Below are 26,023 nucleotides of genomic sequence, written 5' to 3' on the forward strand. Positions count from 1 at the left end.
TTCAGCAATCAGAAAATGCATGTAGTCTACGTCAGTGGTCTTGGCAGGAGTCATGATAGTTGTACTGTGGTTTCATAAAGTACAACCTGAGAGTACGTGAGCTTTTCGGTTGAGAGCACACCGCGTAAGTCCTATTAAAAATTAGATTCACTTCCCTCTCTTTATGACTCAAGCATAGAGATTAGATTTTTCTTCAATTATTAGATACATATGTTTTCTAATGTAAAAATTGATATTAATAATAAATAGAATAGTAATTTATAGTATTACTAATTTAAATTTATGTATGAATTTGCTATTTTCCCTCCCTCTCTACACAATAACTGGAGAGCCATTATTTAGCTTGTTGATGTCCCGTTACGGAGAGGCTCTGTGAATCTACCAAAAAAAGAATTCAAATTAAAAACGCTACTGATCATACTTACCCCGATTGTTTTGGTCAGCATGTTGCTTGCTGTCGGTCTTGGACCGGTAAGCGTTAGTCCTGCCACAACGATCAATGTTATATTCAGTCAGTTTCCGATTCTCCAAAATCTTGTCAGCGGCAACTACACCCAACTCGATTACAACATTGTTTGGGGGCTTCGTCTCCCGCGAGTGCTTCTTGGTTTTATCGTTGGGGCTTCACTTGCTGTTTGCGGAGTTGCTATGCAGGCCCTTGTTCGCAATAAATTAGCAGATCCTTTCGTTCTCGGGGTATCTTCTGGAGCCTCCGCCTCGGCCACTTTTTTTATGGTAACTGGGACATTTGCCTTCCTTGGTACATATGCACTTTCATTCAACGCATTTTTAGGAGCCGCAGCATCTATCATTCTTGTTTATTGGCTTTCTCGAGTGAAAGGGCGCATCAACATTCCAACTCTCCTTCTTTCTGGGGTTGCTATAGCCATGATTTTGGATGCCGTAACAAAAACCATCGCTCTCAGTGCGCCAAATGCACTTGCCGTACACAATCTCGATTTTTGGATGACAGGGTCTCTGGCTGGTGCAAAATGGGGGTATCTCACCATGCCCCTTGTAGTAATGCTTCTCTGTTTGTTCTACCTCACGATCCACTACCGGACCCTGAACCTTCTTCTCCTCGGAGACAATACTGCAGGCACGCTCGGTGTTACTGTGGGACGAACACAAAAAATGCTGGTCCTCATCTCCTCTCTTCTTGCCGGCGTTACAATCGCCGTTAGCGGCTCAATTGGCTTTGTTGGATTAATGATCCCTCATATCAGCCGGATGCTTGTGGGAAGCGATCACAAAAAAGTCCTGCCGTTATGTGTACTCCTTGGCGGGTTCCTTGTTGTTTGGACAGATGTAGCTGCTCGCCTCATCATTGCCCCTGAAGAACTGCCCGTAGGGATACTCACGGCAATCATCGGAGGTCCCTGTTTTATCGCTCTACTCAAAAGCAAAGCAGGAAAGGCGATATGATGACCAACAAATTAGACGTACAACATCTGTCATATGCCTATTATGATCAGGATGTTATCTCCGACATTGACTTATATGTTGCAGAAAACGAGTTCGTCGGGGTTGTTGGTCCGAATGGATGCGGAAAATCGACCATTCTTAAAAACATTTACGGTGCACTACATACGAATCGCGGCAGGATCCTGCTGGACAATGAACCCATCTCCCGCATGAATTCAAAACAAATCGCCCGAAAAATGGCAGTTGTAGGTCAGGAAAATGAATTTGACTTCGACTTCAGTGTGAATGAAATGGTGGCGATGGGCCGATCCCCGCACAAAAAACTGTTCGATCCTGATACAAAAGAGGACGAAGACATCATCATGGGAGCACTGAAACGGGTAGGCATGTTGTCTATGATTGACAGAAAATACTCCACTCTCTCTGGTGGAGAGAAGCAGCGTGTTCTCATTGCCCGAGCCATTGCTCAACAGACGGATTTCTTCATTTTGGATGAACCGACCAATCATTTGGATATCAGTTTTCAGCTGCAGGTTTGTGAAATAGTCCGGGGTCTTGGCGTTACGGTTCTGACAGCCATGCATGATCTGAATCTTGCGGCTCTCTTCTGTGACCGGATTTATGTTATCAAAGAGCATGAGGTGTATCGTTTTGGCACAGTGGAGGAAATCCTGACTCCGGAACTTATCAAAGAGGTATTTGGTGTAACAGCCGATGTCAAAATCCACCCAGTTACAAAAAAACCAAATATTATTTTTATTCCGAATCTGCCGTGAATGAGGTAGTATTCCCAGGCATTGTCACACAAATTTATAAATTAATATTACTGGGTAAATATTTAAATGTAATTAATAATCATATATTATGTTGTAAATTAATTTTTGGTATGATAAAATGATGAGAAAATTAAGTTTATTTACTGTCGCCCTCCTCTTATTGGTAGTTATATTTGGCGCGGGTTGTGTTGGAAGTAATAATCAGGATGCTGATGAAAGTGATTATACACCAGTTACTGTGGAAAACTTTGGCAGAACTATTACAATTACCGAAAAACCGACCGCAGTCGCGGTTGCGGGTCCCAACTGCGCAGAGGTGTTTGTTGCGTTGGGTCTGACCGATATTGTTATAGGTAAATCCTGTGATAATCACTGTCTTGGTCCGCTGCCGGAATATGCTGATGGATACAACAGTATTCCTGAACTGACCCATGGATATCCAACCCTCGAAGCTGTTGTAACGAGCGGGTGTGATTTCCTGTATGCGATTGACTGGGTGTTTGAAGGAGACTTCACTGTAGAAGCTCTGGAGCAGTACGGTATCACCGTGTATGTTTGTGAAGCAACGGATTATGAAGGTGTTTGGAAGGAAATCAGAGAACTTGGTGAAATCTTCGAGGTTGAAGATGCAGCAGATTCCTTTATTGCTTCAGAAAAGGCAAGAATTGCTGCTGTAGAAAAAACTGTTGCGGGTCAAGACACACTGAAAGTATTCATTTATGATTCAGATACCGGAAGCGGTGTTTACACTGCCGGTGCTCCAAATATTGAAACTACGTTTATAGAAACCGCAGGTGGTGTGAACATCTTTGATGATTTGAACAAAGCATGGGTTGGGGTTTCGTATGAAGAAATACTTGCAAGGGACCCAGATGTTATCATTATCCACGATTATGAAGAGGCAACCTACGAAGAAAACGTTGAGGCTCTGATTCATGATCCGATCTTATCTCAACTTGATGCTGTGAAGAACAAACGCTTTGTACGGCTATCTCTTGAATCGGCTCTACCGGGTTCAAGAACCGCATATTCTATTGAAGTAATTGCAAAAGGAATGTTCCCGGAATTATTCTAAGATTTGGGTGATACCCTTATCTTCTTTTTTTTGTATTGGCATTCTTGTGATTTATGTATAACGGACGTTTTCTCTTCTCGTGAACGTTAGGTAAAGTCTGTGGAAATGATGCTTAGAGAAAGTCATTTCCGTAATGCTGGTTTTGATCAAAAACCGTTTTCATCATTTTTCTGCAATCACAACATCATCATACAGACATCTGGTCATTTCTTAAGACATAGTATTGGTGTAGTTATTCGGATCCTCCCCAATACTCCCTACAAAACAAATCTCAAGATGGAGGTTCATTTCAAGGTTGTATTCACACTCTTCTATCTATATGAGATATATCTATACTTTACATTAATATCGTTACAAAACTCATGCATGTAGGATGTGAAAGTCTGAGACTTTCTTGCCGCCGCACGGCCCGGATACGCGCAAATTAGTTATAATGGATGAATCAGTTTATGAAAATTCTCTTAATTCATTCAGATAACACCGAGTTTGAGGCCCTCGCCAAAACGAAGGTGGCGGAGGAATCCTGAAAGTACTTGGTCAACGTCAGAGCAAGATCCGAGCTGAATAGGTTGTTTAAGATAACTATGTCTCTCGATGAATTTGTTGCCGAGGTCAGGGTAGAAGTAGAGTCCATGCCGAACCGTCCGATCTACCCAACAAAACGCATGGACATACGCGCATAATATTATTGATTATCCCTTGCATTCAAGGTGGGCTTCACTTCGCTTCTTCACCGTTTTCAGATATATGATCCTAACCAGTATTCTCCGGCAGTATCTTCTGATGATCCTCGCGAGCATAGCTGTTTTTCTGGATTACCTGGATACGAGTATCGTCTCAATTGCTTTGCCCACAATATCTTTTGAGCTTGGGGTGGGATCCTTTACGGCTTCCTGGGTGATGACATCGTATCTTCTTGCCCTCGGGAGCACACTTCTTCTCTTTGGGAAACTTGCTGACAGAACCGGACGCGAGCGTGAGATTTTCACCGCTGGATTTGTTTTGTTTACGTGTGCCTCCCTTCTCTGTGGTATCTCAGATAATATTGGCATGCTGATTGGTTTCCGTGTTTTCCAGGGAGTTGCCGCCGCAATGATGGTTTCTACGGCGACCATGCTGATCACAACGCGCCTGCCGGAAGGTATTCGGGGTATTGGTATGGGGATCATTGCGACATCAGGGGGTGTTGCTCTGGCCTTGGGTCCCGGAATCGGCGGTGTCGTGACCGAGTTCATCAGCTGGCACTGGATCTTCTTCATCAATATCCCTGTTGGAATTGTAGGGGTCTTTCTCGCTCTTTTCCTGATCCCAAAGTCGGAGGTACGATCGTGTGCAAAGGACCCATTCGATATTTCCGGCGCTATCCTTTTGGCAGTTACTCTTGTTTCGCTTCTCACAGGTCTTGAACTTGGCGTTTCCAGCGGGTGGACACTCCCTGCGATTCTGCTTCTGATGATAACACCTGTTGCCGGTTTTCTCTTTATTCGGCGGGAACTCTCGCATCCCGATCCTGTTCTTTCAGCGAAGCTTCTCTTAAACAGAACTGTCATGTGGGCGTCTCTCTCGACACTGCTGGTAACGCTCGTCTATCTGGGTGTTGTTTATCTGATGCCCTTTTATCTGACTGGGTCATACCAGATGTCCGTAGCATCGGCAGGGTTCGTGATGCTTCTTGCGCCGGTTTCGATGGCGTTCATTGGAATTCCTGCGGGTTCTCTCACGGGAAAATTTGGATGCATGCATCTCTGCAATACTGCTGCCGTAATTATGGCAGCCGGTCTTCTGATTCTTGTGTTCAGTGTCATCCTTACCAGTCTGCCGTTGCTGTTTGCCGGACTTCTTTTGCTTGGGCTTGGCATGGGACTGAATGAAGGGCCAAGCATGCAGAGAATCACTATTCACAGTCCCCGGGAGATGCAGGGGTCTTCGGGTGGTCTGATATTTACGGTAATGAATATCGGATGCATTCTTGGAGTGGCAGTGTTTTCGGTCGCGGCATCACTGGGGTCCGGGAGCGGTGAAGTGTATACTGATCAGGGTGTGGCTATTGCCTGTATTGTGGGTTTGACGGCAACGGTTTTTGCATATGCTGCCTCCCGTCTTGCACGTGACCAAATTCGCTGTTGATCTGTTTTTTTTTAATAAAAAACCCCGTATGTGGGCAATTTCAACGCATAAACTCCCATTATACATACCTTTATTACCTCAGGGGGAAATCAATAAATTAAACCCTTTGGAGGAAAAAAACATGTCAGAACTCTACAAAAAGATGATTACTGAGGCAATGGCTGCACAGCATGCCGATGTCGAAGTGCTTAAAGAAAGACGTGGAAAGCATTTCACGCTCAAAGACGCCCGCCCCTATGTTGAGGCGGTTGCAAAGATGACCGTCGGTCCAAAACAGAGCGCTTCTGTCATCAATCTGCACAAAGACTCAGTGAAGACGCATTTTGACGTTCTCTCTGGTCTGACCAGACATGTCAGGCCCGAAGACGATCCTTTTGTTGAACATTATCAGACGCCTGTCGTTCTTGAGATCCTTCGGGACCAGGATGCAAAGTTTGCAAAAAGTCTGGAGATCTTTGCTGACTCGATCAAAACCCATGAGGCGATCATCGGTAAAGAGGCCGCACGCTGTTATGCAGGTTTCTACGGTCCCACCTGTGTTGTTGACTTTGCTCTGATGCCGGGCTCAACAAGCAATGTCGTCAATCAGATCCTCACAAAAACCGAGATGCCGATCGCTCACAAGCAGGCGATCCTTGCCGCAAAATCATGGGGAATGAACACCTCATATGGTATTGGCGATCTCTTTGCAAAACGTATTGAAGCCGGCGACTCTCTTGCCGAAGCCTCGAGAAAAGAGGTCCGTCAGCTTCAGGATCTCTACCGGAATCCGGTAGATGCTCAGGCGAAACTCATGCAAAAAGCAGGTATGAAATCCTTCTCCGCAAGGAGATATATGGAGAACTACCGTAAAGGCATGGAAAAAACCGTGAAAGCGGCCATCGATGACGGGGTCCATTATGGAAATATCGCCACGATCCCTGCATACTGTGTAGGTGATGTGTCCCACCACATTTCCCAGTCAACATTCAACATGTGCAAGGATGATGTGATCATGGCAACTATCGAGGCGGTCACAAATGTCATCGAAAAGACACTTCTTGCCGCGATTCCAAGCATCAAAACACCCTACCAGCTTCTGAATGTGGCAACCGGTGCTTCTGCTGCGGCAACTGAGTATATTCTGGAGCTTGATGCATTCAATGCTCCAATGATCGTGGATCTTCTGACGAAGAGATATCACAACCTTGTAATGATCAATCCGACCAGGGGGGCAGCTGCCGAACTGCACAACTGTGATTTCATGGATATGATCTACCGCGGATGGAAGATCCTTGATAAAGCCCAGAGAGTTAAGAATGGATCAGGTAAACCGCTCGTACCCAAAATTGATGGAATCCCCATCGATCTCTCACCAATCCATGAGAACGAAGTGCTCATGAACCCCCAGCGCTATGCATATCCGGCATGCGCCATCACCGTTCGTGCCTCTGCTCTTATGCGGCTTGCTGACTATCCGTGTCTTCTGACGAGTGAACCGATTACAGCAACAATGATGACCAACATCATTGCGCTCGACAAAAAGACCGTGGCAGCCCCGGTGCGTTCCTGTAAGAGTTGTGCAACAGCATGTCTTGTCGGAGCTCGGCACCAGTACTGCCAGTACCGAGAGGCTGTCTAGATGAAATGTTACGTGTGTGAGCATGAGGGGGTCGACCGGGATGCAACCGGCGTCTGTATCGTATGCGGCATGGGTCTTTGCACGAAACATATGGTTCGTTCCGATGTTGAGACCTGGGAGGGGGGGTACCCCTTCCCGGCAAAGAAACTGAAGCATCCGATCCCCCGGATACTTTGTCCTGAGTGCAGCAAAGCTTGGAATGGAGAAAAGTAATGGATCTCATTAAGCGTTCTCTCGCAGAACTCGTCGGCACGATGATCCTTGTGTTCATTGGCTGTGGGTCCGTCGTGATGATGCTGATGCTTGCTGCAGGTACGACTACGTCGACCTCATTCGACATAGGAATCGGAGCTCTTGGCGGAATGGGTGACTGGTTAGGTATCAGTGCTGCATTCGGTCTGGCTGTCGCAACAGTAATCTATGCACTTGGAACCGTGTCGGGTGCTCATATCAACCCTGCGGTGAGCATAGCTCTCTGCGCGATCCGGAAGTTCCCGGTGAAGGACACGATCGTATATGTCATTGCCCAATGTATCGGCGCAGCTATTGGCGCAGCGTTGTTGTTCCTTATTATCGGACCAGAATCGCTCAGTGTTGGCGGACTCGGAGCAACTGCCCCGTTCCCCGGGATCTCTCTCTGGCAAGCTCTCCTGGCAGAAATAGTTGGGACGTTTATCCTCATGCTCGTGATCATGGGTGTTGCCGTTAACAAGAAAGCACCTGCAGGGTTTGCCGGTCTTGCAATCGGTGCGGCCGTCACTGCCGTCATCGTCGCAACCGGGAACATTTCAGGCGGCTCGATCAACCCGGCAAGATCCTTTGGTCCTGATTTTATGAGACTGATCTTATCCGGATCTGATGCCCTCTGGACGACATACCCGATCTATATAGCCGGTCCTATTATCGGCGCCGTACTCGCAGCGTTCTTCTATGAGTTCGTTGCGGGAAAACCTGAGTAATCAGGAATACAATCCTATTTTTTAATATGTTCTGTGAAAGCTGCAGTCGCTGGCTAAAAAAAGGGTTATGACCGTTCGCCGTAGATCCTTTTGATCTCGTGCGCCTCGGCGGTTTTGTCTTTTCTGGTAATGATATTTCCTTTCCGAAGTTTGATTCTTGTCACGCGGAACTGTCTGCCGCCAACGGATGTGATGTGATCAACTGTATAGACTTTGTTCCCTTCGACATTCTCGTAAAGCGGGATCGTTATGGCGCCTTTGTTCAGTGAAGCACGAATGATGACCTGATCGACAAGTCTGGCCCAGAGTACTTCTATTTTTTCCGCAGGCAGTTTTTGTCTGCGTGCATTATTTTCCTCGATTGAGGTGACCTCAACACTGAAAGAATCTTCACCCACCTCCGCAACCAGATAATCACCGACCGTGATGGTGTCTCCTTCAATCAGATCGATCGTTCCGGTGTGTGAATCATTTCCATAGCTTACTACGGCCTTTACGGTCAAAACCCGTGGTTCTTTCAAAGTGACCCGCATTACATGTCCGCAGACGGTACATTTTACAACTGCTTCCGGGGGCTCTTTCAGAATCTCAAAGTCTGTTTCCTCGCCGCAGACCGGACAGTCGAGTAGTATGATATCGTTATCCATACCTCATATGTTGTATTTTCAAGGAGATAAGCACACCCTCAAATTGAAAAGACATAACCCGTTTTTCTCTTACACATGTTATATCTGAGTTCACAGACAACACGTATTCAAGCGCATGTCAGTAACCGAAATCATCCACTGTCGCGGACATAAAAATGTATTGGGGCTTCACAAGAGCACGTTTGAGATCACCAAAGAGACTGAACTCTCGCCAAACGGTGATTGTATAATTGCCGTTGGAGCTGACAAGGGAGCAGTCGATTTATCTCCCGAATTCCGTAAGGCAGTCGCGGATGACACGGCGGTCCTTCGCACAACGCTCACCTGCGGGGAACTTTCCGTAACGATTCTCTCCCAGGGCGCATCCGGCATAACGCTGACTCATCCTACGGATATAGTATGGAGGAGAAGCACCTTCGTCTGTCCGAGGACCATTGCCGTCTACAGTGATCACACCGCGTCGCTTCTCCCCCGCGAGCTTGTGGCTGCGTTACAGCGCGGGGCCGAACTTACTGTGACTCTGACGATTGAGGAACTTCAGTGATCGTCAGCTCTGCTTTTTGTAAAAATGTTTCGCATTTCTGGATGAGTGTCATTCCTCTCTGGTGAAGTTTCACTGCCTCCTCGATCGGGGTGTTTGGATCATCAAGCTGTTTTGCGATTTCACGCAGTTCGGCGATCATCTCTTCGTACGTTGGTTCGGTTTCTTTTTTGGTCATTTGATACTCTCCACGACCGATGTAATTTCTCCATCGGCAAGTTTCAGGTTGAGCCGGTCATCTTTGGCGATCTTTTTCACGGAACGGACAACTGCGCCGTCTTTCCACACGAGAGCATATCCTCGTTCAAGCGGTTTGTAAGGATCACGTCCGAGGATGATCTCCTTCTGCGCAAGAAACGCGAGACGTGCATTCGTGATCCTGTTTTGTGCACCTTTCTGCATCATCACTGACCATGCTCTGCATGCCTCCCGTTCAACATCGATTCTTCTGAGAGCTGCTCTTCTGATTCGCTCTTCGAGTTCAGCTGTCTGCTGGTGCATGAGATCCAGTTTTCGGGTCAGGCGGGTAGGATCTACTCTGATCTTCATCTCGGCAACGTTTTTCTGTTCTGCTGAAAGAAGCCAGACCATTCTGTCATGGATGGATCTTCGGTCCTTTTCAAGTTTTTCGAGAAGCACTGAATGGTCAGGGACTACGGTCTCGGCTGCCGCTGAAGGGGTCGGAACTCGTCGGTCTGCGGCAAAATCTGAGAGGGTCGTGTCGGTTTCATGCCCGACCGCGCTGATGATCGGAACAGTTGAGCTCCGGATCGCGGTGACTACATCCGGATGGTTGAAGACGAACAGATCTTCAAAACTCCCGCCGCCTCTAGCGATGATGATCACATCTGCTTTATCCTGCAGAGACTGGATCGCAGACACGATGCCCTTCTCTGCTCCGTCACCTTGAACAGATGTACCTGCGAGCAGGATCGGCAGAGGAAACCGTCTGCCGATAACATTTATGATGTCCTGCAGGACCGATCCGGTTTTTGAGGTAACGATCCCGATGTTTCTTGGAAAAAGCGGCGGGTCACGAATTTCTGCCTGCGGCCTCGGGATGATCCCTTTTGCCTCCAGCTCTTTTCTCCACTGTTCTTTCAGAAGGTAAAGTCCTGCTTTTCCAAAAAGCGCTGGTTCCATTTTCTTGATGATGAACTGGAGTCTTCCCCCTGCCGGATAAAAATCAACCAGACCTGTTGCTTGGATAAGCATGCCGTCTTTCACAGAAAATGGGAGATTTTTGACCGAATATTTCCACATCACGCAGGATATGGATGCTGGATTATCCCCTTGTTCAGTTAGTGAGAAGTATAGATGCCCGGACGCATTCGGACGATATCCGGTGATCTCTCCTCTGACAACGATATCGGTGAGAAGCGGGCAGTCAACAACTTCACGTATCCGCTTTGCAAGTTCAGATACGCTAAGGGTGGTGTCTGAAGCTCCTAGCGTTGAGTTTTCCGTAATCGGAGTAAGAAGCGAGGACTCTGACTCCTCGTTACCAAACGCAAGCGTCTTTTGCTGAGCTATCCGCTTCTTTCCTGCCATATACGATACATTTAGTTGCTGACATGAGAAATATAACGGTCAATGATCCGACTCGCCGCGTCTTCTATGTTCTTTCATGAATATGAACCTCAGGAAATTTTTGCCGCAGTAGAGATAGCCGGAGCCGATACAATTGAGTTCTGGATGGAAACTCCGACTTTCTGGATGCGAGGGGCGAACGTCTCAGAACTTATCGAGTTGTTGGATCTCTACCCTGCCTTTGCGAAGATCGCGATGCATGCCCCGGTATTCGAACTGAATCCCTGCTCATTTAATGCAAAGGTTGCGGACCTGACAGCAGAATACACGCTAGCCTGTATGGATATTCTGGAGCAGCTTGGCGGAGGTGTTCTCACCATCCATCCCGGAAAGCGGACATCCAAACGTCCCATCAGCCCGATCGACAAAGAACGGTTTGTTCATTATATTGATAGAGTGGGTAATGCCGCTGTCGGCAGCTCAGTCACCGTTGCTCTTGAAAATATGCCGCCCGCGGTGAATGCCCACATGGTCACGGCAAAGGAGATCCGTACTGTTCTGGATGAGTATGCCTGGCTCTCATTCACGTGGGATTATGCTCATGCATGCCTGACAGGTGATCCGTTTTCCTTCCCCCGGGAATGCGGCGAGCGAATCGTGAATATTCATACAAGTAAGGGTGACCGGAAGTCAATGCACTCGCCGCTTGCCGGAACACCAGAAGCGACCGAACTCAGAAACGTTCTTTCAGAGATAGGATATGGAGGTCTGATGACTTTCGAACTTGAAGACCTGAGCCTTGAACCGCATGATAATAATCTCTGTCCTTGTCCCTTGTCCTATGAGAAAAAGACCGCGATCCTCGCTCGTGAAGTTGAAGAGTTTTCCCGATGCCGATGTATTTAAGAAAACATACGTATAAATTAATATAGAGATTTTAACCAATGGCTGTTCCCAGACATAAAAATAGATCTGCCGCATATGCGGCGTGGACGTTATGGTAGTTTATACGAATATCATCATTTTTATCATCTTGCTGATCTGTTCGGCCTTTTTTTCGGCCTCTGAGGTTGCCCTTGTGGGTATTAGCCGTGCAAAGGTTCGTGCACTTTCCGACACCGGTAAACGGGGAAAACGGCTTGAAAAATTAAAAAATAAGCCGGATCATTTCCTAATTACGATCCTGATCGGTAATAATATCGCAAACGTCGGGGCTGCTGCTCTTGCGACTGCCGTTGCCTTGGAGTTTTTCCAGAACAACGGGGTTGCGATCGCGACTGGAGTTGTAACTCTCCTGCTGCTGGTATTTGGTGAGATCGGTCCAAAGACCTATGCCAACCGTCAGCTGGAACGTGTTGCACTGTTTGTTGCAACACCAATCTATTTCCTAACGAAGCTCCTATCACCGTTCTTCTATATTTATGACCGGTTCCGGAAGAAGAACACTTCTCCGTCAGTGACTGAAGAGGAGATCCGTGAATGGATCGATGTTGGAGAGATGGAAGGAGCAATCGAAGAGGAAGAGAAGGAGATGATCTACTCTGTTCTCCGGTTCAATGATACAACGGCAAAAGAGATCATGACGCCGAGACCTGATGTTGCGGTGATCGAGGATACTGTGACCCTTGAAGAAGCTGTTTCACATTTCAGGGAAACCGGTTTTTCACGTGTACCGGTGTATCATGACAAGACTGACAACATCGTCGGAACCCTCAACTTCAAGGATCTCTTTAATGCCTACTCGACAGATAACCGCAAAGCCTCTGTCAAGACCCTGATGCTTGATGTCTACTGCGTGCCTGAATCAAAGAAGATCGATGTTCTTCTTCGCGAACTTCAGGTGCGGCGTGTCCATATGGCGATCATCCTGGATGAGTTTGGGGGATTTTCTGGTGTTGTGACGTTCGAAGACATTCTTGAGGAGCTCGTTGGCGATATCATGGATGAATCCGACGGCGATGAAGTCTCAGATATTATTCCGATCGGTGAAGGTCTGTATATGATCGACGCGCAGGTCCGTGTTGCCCAGTTAAATGACCGGTTTGATATTTCCCTCCCAGAGGATCCGGGAAATTATGAAACGATCGGCGGTCTGGTCTTCTCTCAACTGGGTCATATCCCCCGTCTCGGAGAGTCGATCCCGCTTCCCCGGAAAAACATCACGCTTGTTGTAACCAAGATGCGGGGAAGGCAGATCCTGAAGGTCAAAATGATCCTTCCTCCTCCGGAATATGATGATCAGGATATAAGCGGGGAGTAACCCCGTTACTTTTTTAGATCCCTGCGTAGAGTTTTTTCCACTTTTCAACGATCCGGTAGCTGGGATTTGCTTTCAGGATAAGGTCCCGAATCACCTGCGGATCATCTGGCAGATGATACGTGCACACAGAGATCTTTGGTCCCTGTTTTGCAAGAGTCTCTTGTGCTCCGACGAGCATCCGGCGTTCAGATCCTTCTATGTCTGCTTTAATGAAATCCACGGTCAGGGAGTTTTCTGCACAAAAAGCATCTATGGTGGTGACAGGTACCGTTTCCTGTCTGCCTTTCTGATCGAAGATCATGGATGAGCCGACCAGTGTATCTGTGAGGACTGTAAATGTGGCGTTACCAGCCGTATCACCGACTGCGTAAGGAATGATTTTCACCTGATTAGCGAGATCCTGATTGAGTTCAAGTGTTTTCTGGAGAATGCCTCTCGCTTCACGGATCGGCTCGAATGCATAGACCTCGGCCCCTTTGGATGCTGCAAGGATGGAAAACACTCCAAGATTTGCCCCGCAGTCAAATACCACATCCCCAGTATCGATCCTGACGTCTCCCCATTCGTAGGGTCCTTCATCGGTGTAATGATATCTCCCAAGCAGAGCAGGATAGAGAATATCTCCGATCTCCATCGCGTAATATGCCTCTTCGCGGGTCGGATGTGTCTCGTGGGAAAGGACAGGCAGCCGGATCCCGCCGATTTCAAGACAGTCTTTCGATTTTATATAATATCTATCGAAGATTTTCCGATATTGATTTCGGTAAAAATCTTCTGTTCTGCTGTTTTTCGTCAGTTGATAGCGTAGACGGTCAAAAAACGGAACCTCATGCATCGTCGGGTATCACTTTCTTGTTTGCTGCTTCACGTTTGACGATCCGGAAACTGGCAATAGAGCCGATCATGATATTTGAGTAATACAGGATCATTCGCAGGAGGACAACAAAGAGTCCAACAACTGAACTTGGGATGATGAGGGAGTAAAATCCTGCGTAGGCGAGTTCCGCAATACCAGCTGCTCCCGGGGTTAACGGGACCATCATTATGACTGCGATGATCAGCTGGAACACGATCGACAAAAGCACATTCGGCGGATATCCAAGTCCCATGAGAATGATCGATGCAACCGAATACTCGCAGGCCCACAGACAAAATGTCAGTATAAATCCAATAAACAGTCCCCACTTAGCTTTTCCGGCAAAGAGCTTGAACGTGTTATAGAATTGATCGACTCCGTCATTGATCTGTTCGGTTATTTTCTCGATCTTTTCGGGGTTCATTTTCTTCATAAACAGCCCCCCGATCTTCAGCGAGAGCTTTTTGATGAGGGCCGGTTTTCGCATTACTGCGACCAGAATTATCAGAAGTCCGGTAAAAAATGCCGTCCCGCACCAGGCTGCGATGATCAGACCTTCCGGGATCTCTCCGTTATTGTATACAAAGGAGAAGAGTCCCATGGCCAAGATCACTCCGAGGACCATGAGGACAGCTTCCATGAGTCTTTCGATCAAGACCACTGCCGTTGCGTCCGCCACCGGCATATTTGCCTTGTAAAGCTCGTGGATCCTGACCGGCTCTCCACCAATTTGTGAGGGAGTGATGGCCGCAACCAGTTGTCCTGCACATACCATATTGAGGGAGTGACCAAACGGTACTTTGTATCCCAGAGATCGGCACATAACCACGATCCTGGCGGCCCAAAAACACATGGCAAGCATGTGTATCATGAATGCAAGAAGCAGATATAATGGATTTAACTGCTGAATAGCAATGATAGTATCTTCGTTGAATGTCAGAAGTACGACTATCAGAAGAACCGCGAGCGACAACCCGATTGAGATCCAGAGAAATTTTTTCTGCTTTGCATCCATGCTATTCAATAAACGTTGATTGCTGAGAATTTATATTTAGAGGTTTACCGGCTCATCTTTCTGAGTTTTTGACTCGCGGCGGACGATTATCATGCTTGCGATGAATCCAATGACGATATTGAAGTAATACATGATAAGCCGCCACAAGAGAACAAACACACCTATTAGAGAAGTTGGGATAATCAGGGCGTAGAATCCTGCCATGGATACTTCAGCAATTCCTACTCCGCCGGGTGTGAGAGGGATCATCATGATCACGGTAATGAGGATCATGAAGATGAACGAGAGAATGTAGTTTGGCGGCAGACCGAGCCCGACCATCAGAACGGAGGCGATCACAAATTCGTTGATCCAGTAGAGGGCACTGAACACGAGCCCGTAGAACATTCCTGTTTTTGATTTACCAGTGAAGTGTCGAAGTGTCGCATAGAATTTTTCCATGTGCATGTCGATTTTTCTCTGATATTCTTGAATGACATCCGGTGATTTTTTCCGGCCAAGCAGGTGAAGCAGTTTGTTTACAACTCTGTTTGACCATGCATGGTTTTTGGCAATGATCAGGAATAGGATGAGAAGGCCTGCGAAGACTCCGGCTCCAATGTACGCAACGATCATGTATGCTTCCGGGAAGTTGAGGTCGGCAAAAAACATTCCAAGAAGAAACACGCCAATTACCGTCCCCCCTGCAAGCACGATTGCATCGAATACTCGCTCCATGATTACTACTGCAGTAGCTTCTCCACCGGGAACATGTACTTTGGTGAGTTCATAGACTCTGACCGGTTCACCGCCGATCTGGGAGGGGGTAACTGACGCAAGGAACATATTGGAACAGACGAGATTGAATGAATGGATAAACGGCACTTTATAGCCGAGCGATCTGCACATGAGTTTGATGCGTAGCGCCCAGAAGCCAAGGGAGATTATATGCATGCCAAATGCAAGGAGAATGATCCACGGATTGCATTTCTCTAGTTCAATAAGTGTGGTGGTGTCAATGGTGAGGATCAACATCACAAAAAGAACGACAAAACTGATACCCAGAGAAATAAACAGCCATCTCTTTTGTGATTTATCCATAGTTACCCCAGAATGATGACTACTAGTTGAACCGAATCTGATATATGTTTTGTAGTTGATAGAGGGTCGGAGACCCGAGATCATGAGCAAGGCAGAATGCCTTGCGAAAGGGAGAGGTGCAAAGCCCCGAATCCTTGAGCAAGGTAGAATAACTTGCGACTTGATGAGGGCCGAAGTCTCACTTCCGATTCAACGATATTAGTGTAGCTGAGAATCAGGTTTCGATCCCGTACTCTTTCAAAGCAATCAAAGATCTCAGGGTTACCCACTTGGAGGGCTCTCCCTTTTTCTCAATTGAGATAAGAGTTCTGCCGTTGAAAGTATTTTCCAGTTTCCAAGTTCCATTATCCAGACGCTTCTTTTTTAGTATATCAACGGCATCCTGCAGCCTTGAATCACGAATTCCTAGTTCATGAAAAATAACGAGCAGTTCCAGAATGTCGGTCTGATACATGAGAGGGAATCCGAATTTCAGCCACCCGGGTTTGGCAACTTCCTGAAGATTGTGACTCTTTTTATAGAGATGGTGTATCAGGAAATACTCCGTCAACTTTTCAATAGTCTCATTGATTTCAATGGTTCGCTGGTCATTTGGGATAGCAGTTAACCCCTTCAGTGTTTTGGCAACCCCCATATGGCACGAATGAGCTCCGAAGCACATTTTCCGTCGGTCATACAGCTCTCCTTTCGGCGGCTGAAGGATGCCGTCATCTGCCCGCTGATACGTCGTGATCCATTGGATGGCCTGCGTGACTCTCGGGTCGTTTTGATAACCCAGCTTCACGAGGCTGAACATCATATTTCCGGTAAGGCACGGGATCACGCCGCCGGGCAGTCCAGTCCCGGTCTTTTCACTCGTATCATAGGAAAATCCGCCGTGCACCGGCTCCTGGGAATGACGGAGTATGAACTCGCACGCCCGTCTGATTCCCGGATCATCGGGATTCGCACCCAGTTCCGCCAGAATCAGCAGGGTCCAGGATGTCCCTTGGTATTTGTCCCGGTAAAATCGCAGAGGATCCCCCCATGAACCGTCTCCATTCTGCCTTGCCATGATTTTTGGGACGACCCCCTCCGTCATGATGGACAGCCGAGCTTCTTTCACTTCTGGGTCATCCTGGTCTCTTCCCATGAGGGATGTGAGCGTAAAATAACGAATAGATGGATCTTCCTTTTCAAGAAGCCAGTTCAGAACATCCGGGTCAATACTCTCTTTCATAATGATCTCACGTCCAAAGCATTTTTTTATCCAATCCCAAAAAAGACAACATTGCGGTTTGACCTCTTATTATCTGAACAGTCTCCTACCTCATGAAACTTTTCCTCAGATATGGTCTTGTCGTACCTTAAGGCGATATTTATTCAGACATGCAGATATAATACATATATACTCTATGCGTATTCTGTTACTTGATCCCCGTTTTGGTGCTGCCGGCGATATGATCCTCGGAGCACTTCTCAGCATCGGGGCAGACAAAGATTTTGTCCTTCGCTCGGTTGCGACAGTGTCGACACCTGACATAACCGAAGTAAATCGTGCGGGAATCCCGGCAACATATATCAGAACCAACACCGGGAAATCCGCTCGGAACCTTCAGGAGATTCTTGCAATTATTTCTGAATCAGATGCCCCTGAAAAGGCTAAACATGTTGCAAAGATGGTATTTTCCCGAATACAGGTCGCGGAGTCAAAGGTACACCGGACAGAACATGTCCATTTTCATGAAGTAGGGGCCGACGACGCAATATCAGATATCCTCGGCTCGGTCACCGCGCTTTTATCCTTACAGGTGGACGGCGTACATATTCTCCCGGTATCTGTCGGATCTGGGACACTGAAATGTTCGCACGGGATCATGCCGGTTCCGGCGCCGGCCACGGCCGAGATCCTCAAAGCATCTGATCTGTCAATATCACTCGGTTCGTTTGAAGGCGAACTTTGCACGCCAACCGGTGCAGCGCTGCTTGCAACCTTTCAGGAAATTTTTGGGACGAAAATTCATACCGGCAAACTGATTTCTTCAGGGTCCGGTGCAGGGACGCGCGACCCTTCAGATCATCCGAATGTTCTTTTGGCCTATATTATTGAGACCGAAGACGAAGGATCCTATGTTGATGTGCTGGAAACAAATGTTGACGACATCTCAGGAGAGCTTATTGCTTCGGTTCTTTCGACCATGATGAATGAAGGGGCACGCGATGCTTCAGTTATTCCGATCATCATGAAAAAGGGCAGACCCGGCCATCTTATCAGAGTCATCTCTCTCCCAGCTGACTCAGCGCGTCTTGCAAAGATCCTTGCACGCGAGACAGGCAGTCTTGGAATCCGGTGTATTCCTATGATCCACCGGTTTATTGCTGACCGGACGATATCAACTGAACATATTGTGATCAACGATGCAGTATACTCTGTTGATGTCAAGCATGCTTCGATGGACGGTATCATTTACTCTCGGAAAGCTGAGTTTGAAGATCTACAGCGTATCGCTGTTTCGGCCGGGATCCCTGTCAAAGACGTCAAACGTGTCGTTGAGGAGGATGCATGGAAGACGCCGTAAAAAAAATATCGACCGGAGCCGCCGGACTTGACACTCTTCTCGGCGGCGGCATAGAATCTCGTATGATCACCCAGTTCTATGGAGAGGCCGGTTCGGGAAAGAGTACTCTTTGTCTGATGGCAGCGGTTGAGGTCCTTCGAAAAGGTGCAGGGGTCGTATATATTGATTCAGAAGGATTTTCGATCGAACGATTCTCACAGATCGCCGGTGACTCGACTGATGAGTTTGCGAAACATCTGTATGTGTTTGAGCCTTCGACCTTTGCTGAACAGGGTCTGATGATTTCTGAGTGCGAACGGCTGATCAAATCCGGTACAGCGGGAATGATCATACTTGATTCAGCAACTGCTCTCTACCGTGTGGAGCAGATGAATACCAAGGACGCTCTTTCGATGCTTTCACGCCAGATGATGGTCCTTCTCGGCATTGCAAAAAGGTATGATATTCCGGTCGTTATAACGAATCAGGTATTCATGGATATCGATCATCATCGACTGAGCGGGCTTGGGGGTACAGCGTTATCACACATCTCAAAGGCGATAATACGGGTGGAAAAACACGAGGGTTTCAGGCGTGCGGTCGTTTTCAAGCACAGATCCCAGGCTGAAGGAAAATCGTGGGAGTTTGTTCTCACCGGGACAGGAGTAAGGGATCGCTAATCCCTTACCGAAAATTGTGTAAAAATGAATTAAACTTTTTTTTATTTTAGGATTCTGAGTCGAGTATAGCACAGACGTTTTCGGTCGTTTCTCTGATGAGTTTTACTGATTTCGCAAACATCCGCTCCTCTTCTTCTGAAAACTTTACGCCAATCGGAAATACACCGCCCCGGGTGATCCGTGCCGGCACGCTTACGCATACGCCTTCATGACCAAACACCTCGCGGCGGATCTGGGTCGCGATGGTGAGCATCCTGTTCTCATCCTCGACGATTGTTCTGACCAGTGTTGCGATCGCATCGCCTGGTCCGTAAACCGTTGCTCCCTTTGCCTCAATAATGTATGAGCCACTTGACTTCACCCTCTCAATGATCTCTTCCCGTGGAAGTTTTGCGACCCCTAGGAGATTATCGATCTGGATACCGCCGATCGTCGTTGCAGACCACATGGGGACCATAGTATCTCCGTGTTCACCAATTATTCTCGTATGTACTTCGCTGACGTGTACATTGAAAAATTCTGCGAGACATGCCTTGAGCCGCATCGAGTCAAGATGTGTTCCAAGACCAAATACCCTGTGCGGCATCATTCCGGAGTATTTCAGGGCGACCGTGGTCATGATATCTACGGGGTTTGTCACCACCAGCAAAATCGCCTCCGGTGCCATACGACCTACCTGTTCGGCATACAGTTTCACAATCCGTGCATTCTCAAGAGCCAGATCCAGACGGGTCTGTGTAGCTTTTCTTGGAACGCCGGACGTAAGAACGATTATATCCGATCCACGAAGCTCTTTTGGGGTCGTGCCAAACGTCACACGGGTATTCGTCCCCCGTGCTGCAAAAGAGTCCATCATGTCATGAGCGAGGCCGTCAAGATAGGTCTCGTTACCTGGCCTGCCATACAGGCACATCTCCTGTACATGCGGAAACTGCGATACTGCGTGTGCTACATATGAGCCAACCTGACCTGTTGCACCGATAATCGTCACTTTTGCCATAAGAACCCTTAAAAGATAATTGGGACACGTTCTCGGTAGGAAGCACATATCCAACTTCTGTTACACATCCCTTCTCCGCCCCGCAACCCTGCGGGCGCCATGCGTTTACGGTGAGGTCTGCTCCCTTCCGGGCCTGAACCGGTGCCCACAACAATGAGAAAATACATCCCTCCGGATGTATCCATCACATCCGCTGACCTCGCAGGACAAGGTATCAACGTTGGAACATGTAACATTGGAAGGACTGACACAGCCGTCCTCAAACTTCGTCCCCTGCGTATTGGCAGTTTCAGGTTACAGGTGACGCCAAGCCACCCGGACTAGTCCCAATATATATGGGATGCCCGGAGAATAAAATGATGTAGGGTATGGAACGGGGAATTTCGGTCCTGTGACAACTACTTTGTCGGGATGATGAATTATTGGGTGAATGGACGCATTTTCAATATATTCCGAATACGTCATTTAATGAATTGGTCTACCCGCGATGGAAATCAATTCGTGATATTCTGCGCGAATCCGGAATAATGTAAGATTGTGTGAGACATACGGACTGATCCGCCCTGCCGCTCAAAAAAATAGCTCTACAATTTTGCCTAAAATGCAAACACATGGGCCCGGAGGGGTTCGAACCCACGACCACCCGGTTATGAGCCGGGCGCTCCACCACTAAGCTACAGGCCCGCAGAGAGAAGTACGTAAAACGGGTGTATGGATTTCTCCATGCGCCCTCAAAATTTGTTCCCTTGCAGAAGAACATATCATATTTGGTATGCTGATAGATAAAGGTGTTTGTTGATATCGGGAAAAGTACGGAATATCTATTTCAATAAAAAAATATAGAAAAAACAAAAAGAAACGCCGCCAACAGGACTCGAACCTGTGACATGCTGGTTAACAGCCAGCCACTCTACCAACTGAGTTATGGCGGCACATTTGTGTTGCCTAATTACATGGGCGGGTCATTGTATTAAAGATTATGATTTTAGCGTCTTTTTTTCCTGGTGCAAAGACGCGAGATGTTTTATAAGGATTTCCAGTTCCTGATCAAAGTTTGTCAGCATCTCAAAGGCTTTGGGCGTGGCAACAGCCCCGGAAGGCGTCGCTTTGACATACTGCATTTGTTCTAAAACCCGCAGAGAATACCGTATTCTGTGCTGCGGCTGGCTGAGTTCTTCGGTGAGTTTCATAATGCCGATCGGACCCTGACGTGCAACAACACGCATAACGGACAGGTGGCGTTCGAGTAGTTCTACTTCTCCATTGATTTTGCTGAGCATTATTACTCCACTTTTTTGTTGGTTTCTTCCTCTTCGCGCATCTCTGCTTCGAGTTCTGCGCGAATTTGAGCACGATATTCATCCTGTTCTTTCTGCATCTGGGCAATACGTTCTTCTTTGGTAGTTCCGTGAATCTCAAGCCAAGCTTTGGTGGCGCGGTATTTAGGAATAAATACTGCAAGACTGATTATGGAAATTACGATGCAGATGATTACAATCGGTATTCTGACCCAGAGGGAGGTCGGGACGATAAAGAATACTACAATTGCCGCAGCTATTGCAAATATCAGAATGTTTAAGATGATTACGAGGACCGTAAATTTTCCCTTAAACTGAGTCTGTTCAGTGTCATCCATTGTAAGTACATCAGCGTCACAAAGATAAAAACTACATCTCTTTGGAGCGCTAATAATGAGACAATATGAAGCAGATTTTGGATGAATTGGAAAAACATTCATGCGATGCATATGTTGCATATGACTCTTCGGAAAATGCGGATATGCGATATGCTTCGGGATTTCTCGCATCTGATCCATATATATACGTATTTTCGAGAGATGGGGTCGCGACATTAATCGTCTCTTCGATGGAGGAAACCCGTGCGCGCTACGAGTCAACATGTAGCATAGTGACACGCATCTCTGCAGGCCTCCCGGAACTCCTGAAAAAATATCATGATCCAAATCTTGCTACGGCTCATATGATCCGGAATTTTGCCGGTCCGCGCCTTCTTATCCCTCCTTCGATGCCGGTAGGATTTGCTCAAAAACTGACCGAGGTTGCTGAAGTGGTCATTGATTCCGGGACTATCGCAGAAATACGGAGTGTGAAGTCTGAGGACGAGATCGCGAAGATCCGCTATGTTCAGAAAAAAAATGAGATAGCTACTCGTGCAGCTGTCGATGCAATCAGAAAATCGGAACCGGATGAAAGAGGCATTCTGATGCTTGAAGACGCGCCGCTCACTTCGGAAAGGATTCGGGATATCATTCACTTTGCCCTCCGTCCGTTCAACTGTGAGGACATTGATACGATCGTCTCCTGTGGTGAAGCATCATCTATGCCGCATGCGCGGGGGACTGGTCCGCTGTATGCAAACCAGCCTATCGTGATGGATGTGTTCCCCAAGAGTGAGCTAACTGGATATTTTGCTGATATGACAAGGACCGTATCCAAAGGTGCCCCCTCTGATGAGATAATCAGGATGTATGATGCGGTCCAAAAAGCCAAAGAACTGGCCGCATCCATGATCCGTCCCGGCATCACCGGGGCCGCAGTTTATACTGCTGTCGTGGAGTTTTTCAAGGCACAGGGTTACGAAACGGCAGGATCCTCGGGATTCACACATAGTCTTGGTCACGGTGTGGGGCTCGAGATCCACGAAGCGCCGTCCCTTTCCCCGTCGGGGGGAGAACTCAAAGAGGGGCATGTTATCACGCTTGAACCCGGCCTCTATTATCAGGGAATCGGCGGGGTCAGACTTGAGGATATGGGTGTCGTGACAAGTGATGGATTTGACAGCTTTACGTGCTTTGAAGAAAAATTAGTATTATAGAATTATGATCGATAACGAATTGGATACCTACATAGAAGCGGGCCGGGTGGCAAAAACCGTTCTGCACAAATGCGCTGCTGAAATAAAACCGGGTGTTGGTCTTGCGGAAATTTTTGATATGGTCCTTGACGAGATCTTATCGGCCGGTGTGTCTCACTCATTTCCGCCGAATATCTCATTAAATAACTGTGCGGCTCACGACACTGCCTCTCCGGACGAAGAACGGATATTTGCAGAAGGGGATCTGATAAAACTGGATATCGGAACACATATTGATGGATACATCGCGGACACTGCCGTTACGGTAGATCTTGGTGATCATGCTTCATTATGCGAGGCATCACGCGCAGCTCTTGATGCTGCGATCAATGTTGTCGCGCCGGAGGTCGTCGTCAGCGATATCGGCGCAGTCGTCGAAGAAACGATCACATCATTCGGCTACAAGCCGATCATCAACCTGACGGGCCACGCGCTTGCGCGCTATAGCCTTCATCACGGCCTCTCCATCCCCAACACGGGGAGATTCGGCAGCGCTGTTCTGAGGGAAGATATGGTTATTGCCATCGAACCTTTCGCGTCTACCGGCTCAGGTCTGGTCCATGAAGCAGGAAGGGCTGAGATTTATCAGGTCGTCGGCGATACGCCGGTCAGATCACCCGCCGGCAGAAAAATCATGAAAAAGGCGGAAGAGATGCATGGTTTGCCGTTTGCCCGCCGCTGGCTGAATGTTCCCAAAGCGGAACTGGCTCTGCCGACCCTGCTTCGCCAGGGGAACCTCTTCGTATATCACAGTTTATCGGATGTGCCTGAATCATTTGTCTCTCAGTTCGAGCACACGATCATCGTGACCGCAGATGGTGCTCTGGTCACTACCAGATAAAAAAAGGAAAAATATTATTTTGTGAGAGGCAGGTTCCATGAACGTTCGTTCTCAAGAACGAACTCCCACTCTTTTTTGCAAGGACAGGGAATCTCCCATACATCATCTAAGACACTCTTATCGGCCGTAAGAGAATACTCATTGATCGCAGCAACGATTTCTTTATCACATGTTCCGCAGTTGTGCGGTCCGCGTTTGAATCCTCCGCCGACCGGATCGCATGCTACGGGGACATCCGCTTCCCTAAGCACTTTCAGAGCAGACCAGAGATACGGCGGCCTGAATCCTCCTTTCTGCCAGTAGTGTTCCAGTTCCGTTCTACCCTGGATCGTGCAGAGGTTCATCGAAATCATGTCTGCGTAGGGTGCGACCTCGCGAATGGATTTCTCCATGTCCTCTAATGCCTCTTTTTCGGTTAAAAAGAGTGGTTTCATCATCAGATATGCCTTGATGCCGACACCGGCATTATGTGCCGTCTCGGAAGCTTTGATGAAATCGGCAAAGGTGTTTCCTTTGTCGATCGACTTTTCCCGAATGGCATCGTTCGTCGTTTCCAGACCGATCGCGACCGTGAGCGGGTGTGCCTGGCCTTTATCCAGACTCTTCAGGAGACGGGAGAGGGCATCTTCAGTTACATATTCGGATCTTGACTCAGCGATAAGCGGTTTTCCTGCAAAGAATTCGCCGAATCCGTCAAGAACTTCAAGAGGAACCTCATTTTTGTCAAAGACACTGCCTGACGTGAAGATCTTTCCAAGCTGGTATTCTTCGGGAGAGTAACTCTCGTCCATCCAGAGGATCTGTCCTTTCATATGGTCGATGAGTTCATCCTTTGAGCAGGTGTCGCGGTCGTTTTTATATCCGCACATCCTGCACCGGTTCCAGGAGCAGCCTCCGGAAAGGAAGATCCCTGTCAGTGATGAGAGGACCTCACCAAAATATCTGTCCTGTCCTTTCCAGGAAGCAATAGGTTTTCGTGGTTCTGTCATTATTTATCTATCCTGTGTGGTATCTTTGTAGTTCTCAATGAGGCGGAAGTAAATCTCCTCACACTTTTTCAGCTGGTCGATCATTACGCGTTCATTCAGGCCGTGCATGGTGCTGAGATCGCCTGGTCCATACTCGAGAGCACGGAATCCGGCGAGGCGCAGTGCCCTCGCATCGGACGCTGCCCACTGGACCATCGGACGGGAGGCGATCCCGTATACGCCGCTGATGGCTTCGCATGTTTTCTGAACAAGGAACGAATCGGTCGCAGTAATTGATGCGTTTGCCTTGGTCCTCGGGGTAACAACTGCAGATTTCGGGACATGGCTGCAGATCTCGTTCAAGACCTCATCACAGTCACACCCCCACGGGAGCCGCATGTCCATCATGAGGGAACATTTCTGAGCGACGATGTTTACCCGTTCCCCTCCTGAAATGATGCCGGGGTTATACATGATCTGCCGGAAGACCGGGCTGAAATCCGTAGTTGTTCCCTCTCCGGCGATTTGGACCGAGTGCTCAATCAGTTTATCCATCTCTTCGCTCTGCGGATAAACACGTTTGTGCAGTTCTCTCATCCAGGCAAGAAACTCCATTGCCTGGATCACTGCACTGTCGCCGAGAACCGGATACAGAGATGAGTGACCCGGCGTTCCGATAAACTCCACATCGAATCTGCAGACGCCTTTCTGTCCAATCGTCGGAGCATGGGCAGGTGTAGGTTCGGCGATTAAAACATCGCAGGGGTGAATGAGGTTCTTCTCCAAGAGATATCTCGTACCGTATTTCCCCCCGCCCTCTTCATCACAGACGAATGCGAGAGAGATCGGATGTTCTTCTCCGGCATCCTGTTTTCTTGCCATGGCCGAAAGAATAGCGGCGCATCCGCCTTTCATATCGGTAGCCCCCCGTCCGTGCACGTAGGTGTCATCGATCATCCCGGAATAGGGCGCATACTCCCATCCTTCATTCAGAGCAGGTACTACATCTATGTGCCCGCTGAGGAGGAGTCCCCCGGTCTGATCTTTTGATATGACATTATCGTGACCATCCGGTCCGGTCGTTATCGTCCCGGGTATTCCGATCCCTTCCATGATGGAAAGGATATATTCGGCGATCTCGCTTGTGTCGCCGGGTGGATTTTCGCTACGTATCTGTATCAGGTCAGAGCAGAGCTTTGCAACATTCATAG

General features: G+C 47.9%; 26 protein-coding genes, 2 tRNA genes and 1 other RNA gene. 14 read left to right on the forward strand and 15 right to left on the reverse strand.

All coding sequences use genetic code 11. The features are described from left to right. The first annotated feature begins 444 nt into the window (after positions 1-444). The 7 genes from Q7J08_RS00545 to Q7J08_RS00575 all read left to right on the forward strand — a co-directional run bounded on the left by Q7J08_RS00545 (position 445) and on the right by Q7J08_RS00575 (position 7,983). Positions 445-1,425 (forward strand): iron ABC transporter permease, encoded by a 981-nt coding sequence (locus Q7J08_RS00545; RefSeq protein WP_304909748.1) that lies wholly within the window; start codon positions 445-447, stop codon positions 1,423-1,425. Continuing rightward, on the forward strand, positions 1,422-2,201 hold the full coding sequence (locus Q7J08_RS00550; RefSeq protein ID WP_304909749.1) for an ABC transporter ATP-binding protein: 780 nt from the start codon (positions 1,422-1,424) through the stop codon (positions 2,199-2,201). Before Q7J08_RS00545 ends, Q7J08_RS00550 begins: the two co-directional genes overlap by 4 nt. A 118-nt stretch (positions 2,202-2,319) precedes the next feature. Then, a complete protein-coding gene (locus tag Q7J08_RS00555; RefSeq protein WP_304909750.1) occupies positions 2,320-3,276 on the forward strand; it encodes an ABC transporter substrate-binding protein in 957 nt (318 codons plus the stop codon). Positions 3,277-4,023: 747 nt separating this feature from the next. Beyond that, positions 4,024-5,403, forward strand: coding sequence for an MFS transporter (locus Q7J08_RS00560; protein ID WP_304909751.1), 1,380 nt, complete (start codon positions 4,024-4,026; stop codon positions 5,401-5,403). A 121-nt stretch (positions 5,404-5,524) separates the two neighbouring features. Next, a complete protein-coding gene (locus Q7J08_RS00565) occupies positions 5,525-7,024 on the forward strand; it encodes a DUF2193 domain-containing protein (protein ID WP_304909752.1) in 1,500 nt (499 codons plus the stop codon). Further along, on the forward strand, positions 7,025-7,237 hold the full coding sequence (locus Q7J08_RS00570) for a DUF2180 family protein (RefSeq protein ID WP_304909753.1): 213 nt from the start codon (positions 7,025-7,027) through the stop codon (positions 7,235-7,237). Next, entirely contained in the window at positions 7,237-7,983 is a 747-nt protein-coding gene (locus Q7J08_RS00575) for an MIP/aquaporin family protein (protein ID WP_304909754.1), read from the forward strand. The genes Q7J08_RS00570 and Q7J08_RS00575 overlap by 1 nt, the downstream gene beginning before the upstream one ends. 65 nt (positions 7,984-8,048) lie before the next feature. Here the strand turns inward: Q7J08_RS00575 and Q7J08_RS00580 are convergent, their stop codons facing one another. Beyond that, positions 8,049-8,630, reverse strand: coding sequence for an HVO_0476 family zinc finger protein (locus Q7J08_RS00580; protein WP_304909755.1), 582 nt, complete (start codon positions 8,628-8,630; stop codon positions 8,049-8,051). A 115-nt stretch (positions 8,631-8,745) separates the two neighbouring features. Between Q7J08_RS00580 and Q7J08_RS00585 the strand changes: the two genes are divergently transcribed. Further along, entirely contained in the window at positions 8,746-9,174 is a 429-nt protein-coding gene (locus Q7J08_RS00585; protein WP_304909756.1) for a DUF371 domain-containing protein, read from the forward strand. Here Q7J08_RS00585 and xseB read toward each other — a convergent pair. Both xseB and xseA read right to left on the reverse strand, forming a co-directional pair. Beyond that, positions 9,140-9,349, reverse strand: coding sequence for an exodeoxyribonuclease VII small subunit (xseB, locus tag Q7J08_RS00590; protein ID WP_304909757.1), 210 nt, complete (start codon positions 9,347-9,349; stop codon positions 9,140-9,142). The two genes, Q7J08_RS00585 and xseB, sit on opposite strands and share 35 nt — an antisense overlap. Then, a complete protein-coding gene (gene xseA / locus Q7J08_RS00595) occupies positions 9,346-10,722 on the reverse strand; it encodes an exodeoxyribonuclease VII large subunit (RefSeq protein ID WP_304909758.1) in 1,377 nt (458 codons plus the stop codon). The genes xseB and xseA overlap by 4 nt, the downstream gene beginning before the upstream one ends. Positions 10,723-10,764: 42 nt before the next feature. Here xseA and Q7J08_RS00600 point away from each other — a divergent pair, with 42 nt between their 5' ends. Both Q7J08_RS00600 and Q7J08_RS00605 read left to right on the forward strand, forming a co-directional pair. Then, positions 10,765-11,607 (forward strand): sugar phosphate isomerase/epimerase, encoded by an 843-nt coding sequence (locus tag Q7J08_RS00600; protein WP_304909759.1) that lies wholly within the window; start codon positions 10,765-10,767, stop codon positions 11,605-11,607. 91 nt (positions 11,608-11,698) lie between these two features. Beyond that, a complete protein-coding gene (locus tag Q7J08_RS00605; protein ID WP_304909760.1) occupies positions 11,699-12,961 on the forward strand; it encodes a hemolysin family protein in 1,263 nt (420 codons plus the stop codon). 13 nt (positions 12,962-12,974) lie between these two features. Here the strand turns inward: Q7J08_RS00605 and Q7J08_RS00610 are convergent, their stop codons facing one another. From Q7J08_RS00610 to Q7J08_RS00625, 4 genes are all read right to left on the reverse strand, one after another. Next, on the reverse strand, positions 12,975-13,796 hold the full coding sequence (locus Q7J08_RS00610; protein ID WP_304909761.1) for an FkbM family methyltransferase: 822 nt from the start codon (positions 13,794-13,796) through the stop codon (positions 12,975-12,977). Next, entirely contained in the window at positions 13,789-14,832 is a 1,044-nt protein-coding gene (locus Q7J08_RS00615) for a flippase-like domain-containing protein (RefSeq protein ID WP_304909762.1), read from the reverse strand. Before Q7J08_RS00615 ends, Q7J08_RS00610 begins: the two co-directional genes overlap by 8 nt. A 36-nt stretch (positions 14,833-14,868) precedes the next feature. After that, the gene (locus Q7J08_RS00620; protein WP_304909763.1) at positions 14,869-15,912 is read right to left on the reverse strand and encodes a flippase-like domain-containing protein; all 1,044 of its coding nucleotides are present in this window, start codon (positions 15,910-15,912) and stop codon (positions 14,869-14,871) included. A gap of 214 nt (positions 15,913-16,126) precedes the next feature. Next, a complete protein-coding gene (locus Q7J08_RS00625) occupies positions 16,127-17,131 on the reverse strand; it encodes a nitrogen fixation protein NifH (protein WP_304909764.1) in 1,005 nt (334 codons plus the stop codon). A 175-nt stretch (positions 17,132-17,306) separates the two neighbouring features. Here Q7J08_RS00625 and larC point away from each other — a divergent pair, with 175 nt between their 5' ends. Further along, a complete protein-coding gene (larC, locus tag Q7J08_RS00630; RefSeq protein WP_304909765.1) occupies positions 17,307-18,470 on the forward strand; it encodes a nickel pincer cofactor biosynthesis protein LarC in 1,164 nt (387 codons plus the stop codon). Beyond that, the gene (radB, locus tag Q7J08_RS00635) at positions 18,455-19,129 is read left to right on the forward strand and encodes a DNA repair and recombination protein RadB (RefSeq protein ID WP_304909766.1); all 675 of its coding nucleotides are present in this window, start codon (positions 18,455-18,457) and stop codon (positions 19,127-19,129) included. Before larC ends, radB begins: the two co-directional genes overlap by 16 nt. Positions 19,130-19,175: 46 nt before the next feature. On the opposite strand, the gene Q7J08_RS00640 is transcribed toward radB, so the two are convergent. The 6 genes from Q7J08_RS00640 to Q7J08_RS00665 all read right to left on the reverse strand — a co-directional run bounded on the left by Q7J08_RS00640 (position 19,176) and on the right by Q7J08_RS00665 (position 21,765). Further along, a complete protein-coding gene (locus Q7J08_RS00640; RefSeq protein WP_304909767.1) occupies positions 19,176-20,129 on the reverse strand; it encodes a malate dehydrogenase in 954 nt (317 codons plus the stop codon). An 18-nt stretch (positions 20,130-20,147) separates the two neighbouring features. After that, positions 20,148-20,460, reverse strand: an RNA gene (ffs, locus tag Q7J08_RS00645) — signal recognition particle sRNA. 281 nt (positions 20,461-20,741) lie between these two features. Then, positions 20,742-20,813 (reverse strand) — tRNA-Ile (locus tag Q7J08_RS00650). A 175-nt stretch (positions 20,814-20,988) separates the two neighbouring features. After that, positions 20,989-21,061, reverse strand: a tRNA-Asn gene (locus Q7J08_RS00655). Between the two features lie 45 nt (positions 21,062-21,106). After that, positions 21,107-21,409, reverse strand: a complete 303-nt coding sequence (locus Q7J08_RS00660) for a hypothetical protein (protein ID WP_304909768.1) — start codon at positions 21,407-21,409, stop codon at positions 21,107-21,109. 2 nt (positions 21,410-21,411) lie between these two features. Continuing rightward, positions 21,412-21,765, reverse strand: a complete 354-nt coding sequence (locus tag Q7J08_RS00665; RefSeq protein ID WP_304909769.1) for a hypothetical protein — start codon at positions 21,763-21,765, stop codon at positions 21,412-21,414. Positions 21,766-21,830: 65 nt separating this feature from the next. On the opposite strand from Q7J08_RS00665, the gene Q7J08_RS00670 reads away from it, so the two are divergent. Beyond that, complete coding sequence (locus Q7J08_RS00670) at positions 21,831-22,964, forward strand: Xaa-Pro peptidase family protein (RefSeq protein ID WP_304909770.1); 1,134 nt, start codon at positions 21,831-21,833, stop codon at positions 22,962-22,964. Positions 22,965-22,968: 4 nt separating this feature from the next. Beyond that, positions 22,969-23,844: a type II methionyl aminopeptidase gene (gene map, locus Q7J08_RS00675; protein WP_304909771.1), complete on the forward strand. Its 876-nt coding sequence runs from the start codon at positions 22,969-22,971 to the stop codon at positions 23,842-23,844. A gap of 14 nt (positions 23,845-23,858) precedes the next feature. On the opposite strand, the gene Q7J08_RS00680 is transcribed toward map, so the two are convergent. Both Q7J08_RS00680 and Q7J08_RS00685 read right to left on the reverse strand, forming a co-directional pair. Beyond that, positions 23,859-24,833, reverse strand: coding sequence for an archaeosine biosynthesis radical SAM protein RaSEA (locus tag Q7J08_RS00680; RefSeq protein WP_304909772.1), 975 nt, complete (start codon positions 24,831-24,833; stop codon positions 23,859-23,861). Between the two features lie 3 nt (positions 24,834-24,836). Next, on the reverse strand, positions 24,837-26,021 hold the full coding sequence (locus tag Q7J08_RS00685) for a M20 family metallopeptidase (protein ID WP_304909773.1): 1,185 nt from the start codon (positions 26,019-26,021) through the stop codon (positions 24,837-24,839). Positions 26,022-26,023: the final 2 nt, after the last annotated feature.

Origin of the sequence: Methanocorpusculum sp. (assembly GCF_030655665.1) — an archaeon.
GTDB lineage: Archaea > Halobacteriota > Methanomicrobia > Methanomicrobiales > Methanocorpusculaceae > Methanocorpusculum.

Bases quoted from the DNA above. Each gene is read 5' to 3' on its own strand.
- Q7J08_RS00545 (WP_304909748.1), top strand. From the start codon at position 445: ATGTTGCTTGCTGTCGGTCTTGGACCGGTAAGCGTTAGTCCTGCCACA.
- Q7J08_RS00550 (WP_304909749.1), top strand. From the start codon at position 1,422: ATGATGACCAACAAATTAGACGTACAACATCTGTCATATGCCTATTAT.
- Q7J08_RS00555 (WP_304909750.1), top strand. From the start codon at position 2,320: ATGATGAGAAAATTAAGTTTATTTACTGTCGCCCTCCTCTTATTGGTA.
- Q7J08_RS00560 (WP_304909751.1), top strand. From the start codon at position 4,024: ATGATCCTAACCAGTATTCTCCGGCAGTATCTTCTGATGATCCTCGCG.
- Q7J08_RS00565 (WP_304909752.1), top strand. From the start codon at position 5,525: ATGTCAGAACTCTACAAAAAGATGATTACTGAGGCAATGGCTGCACAG.
- Q7J08_RS00570 (WP_304909753.1), top strand. From the start codon at position 7,025: ATGAAATGTTACGTGTGTGAGCATGAGGGGGTCGACCGGGATGCAACC.
- Q7J08_RS00575 (WP_304909754.1), top strand. From the start codon at position 7,237: ATGGATCTCATTAAGCGTTCTCTCGCAGAACTCGTCGGCACGATGATC.
- Q7J08_RS00580 (WP_304909755.1), bottom strand. From the start codon at position 8,630: ATGGATAACGATATCATACTACTCGACTGTCCGGTCTGCGGCGAGGAA.
- Q7J08_RS00585 (WP_304909756.1), top strand. From the start codon at position 8,746: ATGTCAGTAACCGAAATCATCCACTGTCGCGGACATAAAAATGTATTG.
- xseB (WP_304909757.1), bottom strand. From the start codon at position 9,349: ATGACCAAAAAAGAAACCGAACCAACGTACGAAGAGATGATCGCCGAA.
- xseA (WP_304909758.1), bottom strand. From the start codon at position 10,722: ATGGCAGGAAAGAAGCGGATAGCTCAGCAAAAGACGCTTGCGTTTGGT.
- Q7J08_RS00600 (WP_304909759.1), top strand. From the start codon at position 10,765: ATGATCCGACTCGCCGCGTCTTCTATGTTCTTTCATGAATATGAACCT.
- Q7J08_RS00605 (WP_304909760.1), top strand. From the start codon at position 11,699: ATGGTAGTTTATACGAATATCATCATTTTTATCATCTTGCTGATCTGT.
- Q7J08_RS00610 (WP_304909761.1), bottom strand. From the start codon at position 13,796: ATGCATGAGGTTCCGTTTTTTGACCGTCTACGCTATCAACTGACGAAA.
- Q7J08_RS00615 (WP_304909762.1), bottom strand. From the start codon at position 14,832: ATGGATGCAAAGCAGAAAAAATTTCTCTGGATCTCAATCGGGTTGTCG.
- Q7J08_RS00620 (WP_304909763.1), bottom strand. From the start codon at position 15,912: ATGGATAAATCACAAAAGAGATGGCTGTTTATTTCTCTGGGTATCAGT.
- Q7J08_RS00625 (WP_304909764.1), bottom strand. From the start codon at position 17,131: ATGAAAGAGAGTATTGACCCGGATGTTCTGAACTGGCTTCTTGAAAAG.
- larC (WP_304909765.1), top strand. From the start codon at position 17,307: ATGCGTATTCTGTTACTTGATCCCCGTTTTGGTGCTGCCGGCGATATG.
- radB (WP_304909766.1), top strand. From the start codon at position 18,455: ATGGAAGACGCCGTAAAAAAAATATCGACCGGAGCCGCCGGACTTGAC.
- Q7J08_RS00640 (WP_304909767.1), bottom strand. From the start codon at position 20,129: ATGGCAAAAGTGACGATTATCGGTGCAACAGGTCAGGTTGGCTCATAT.
- Q7J08_RS00660 (WP_304909768.1), bottom strand. From the start codon at position 21,409: ATGCTCAGCAAAATCAATGGAGAAGTAGAACTACTCGAACGCCACCTG.
- Q7J08_RS00665 (WP_304909769.1), bottom strand. From the start codon at position 21,765: ATGGATGACACTGAACAGACTCAGTTTAAGGGAAAATTTACGGTCCTC.
- Q7J08_RS00670 (WP_304909770.1), top strand. From the start codon at position 21,831: ATGAAGCAGATTTTGGATGAATTGGAAAAACATTCATGCGATGCATAT.
- map (WP_304909771.1), top strand. From the start codon at position 22,969: ATGATCGATAACGAATTGGATACCTACATAGAAGCGGGCCGGGTGGCA.
- Q7J08_RS00680 (WP_304909772.1), bottom strand. From the start codon at position 24,833: ATGACAGAACCACGAAAACCTATTGCTTCCTGGAAAGGACAGGACAGA.
- Q7J08_RS00685 (WP_304909773.1), bottom strand. From the start codon at position 26,021: ATGAATGTTGCAAAGCTCTGCTCTGACCTGATACAGATACGTAGCGAA.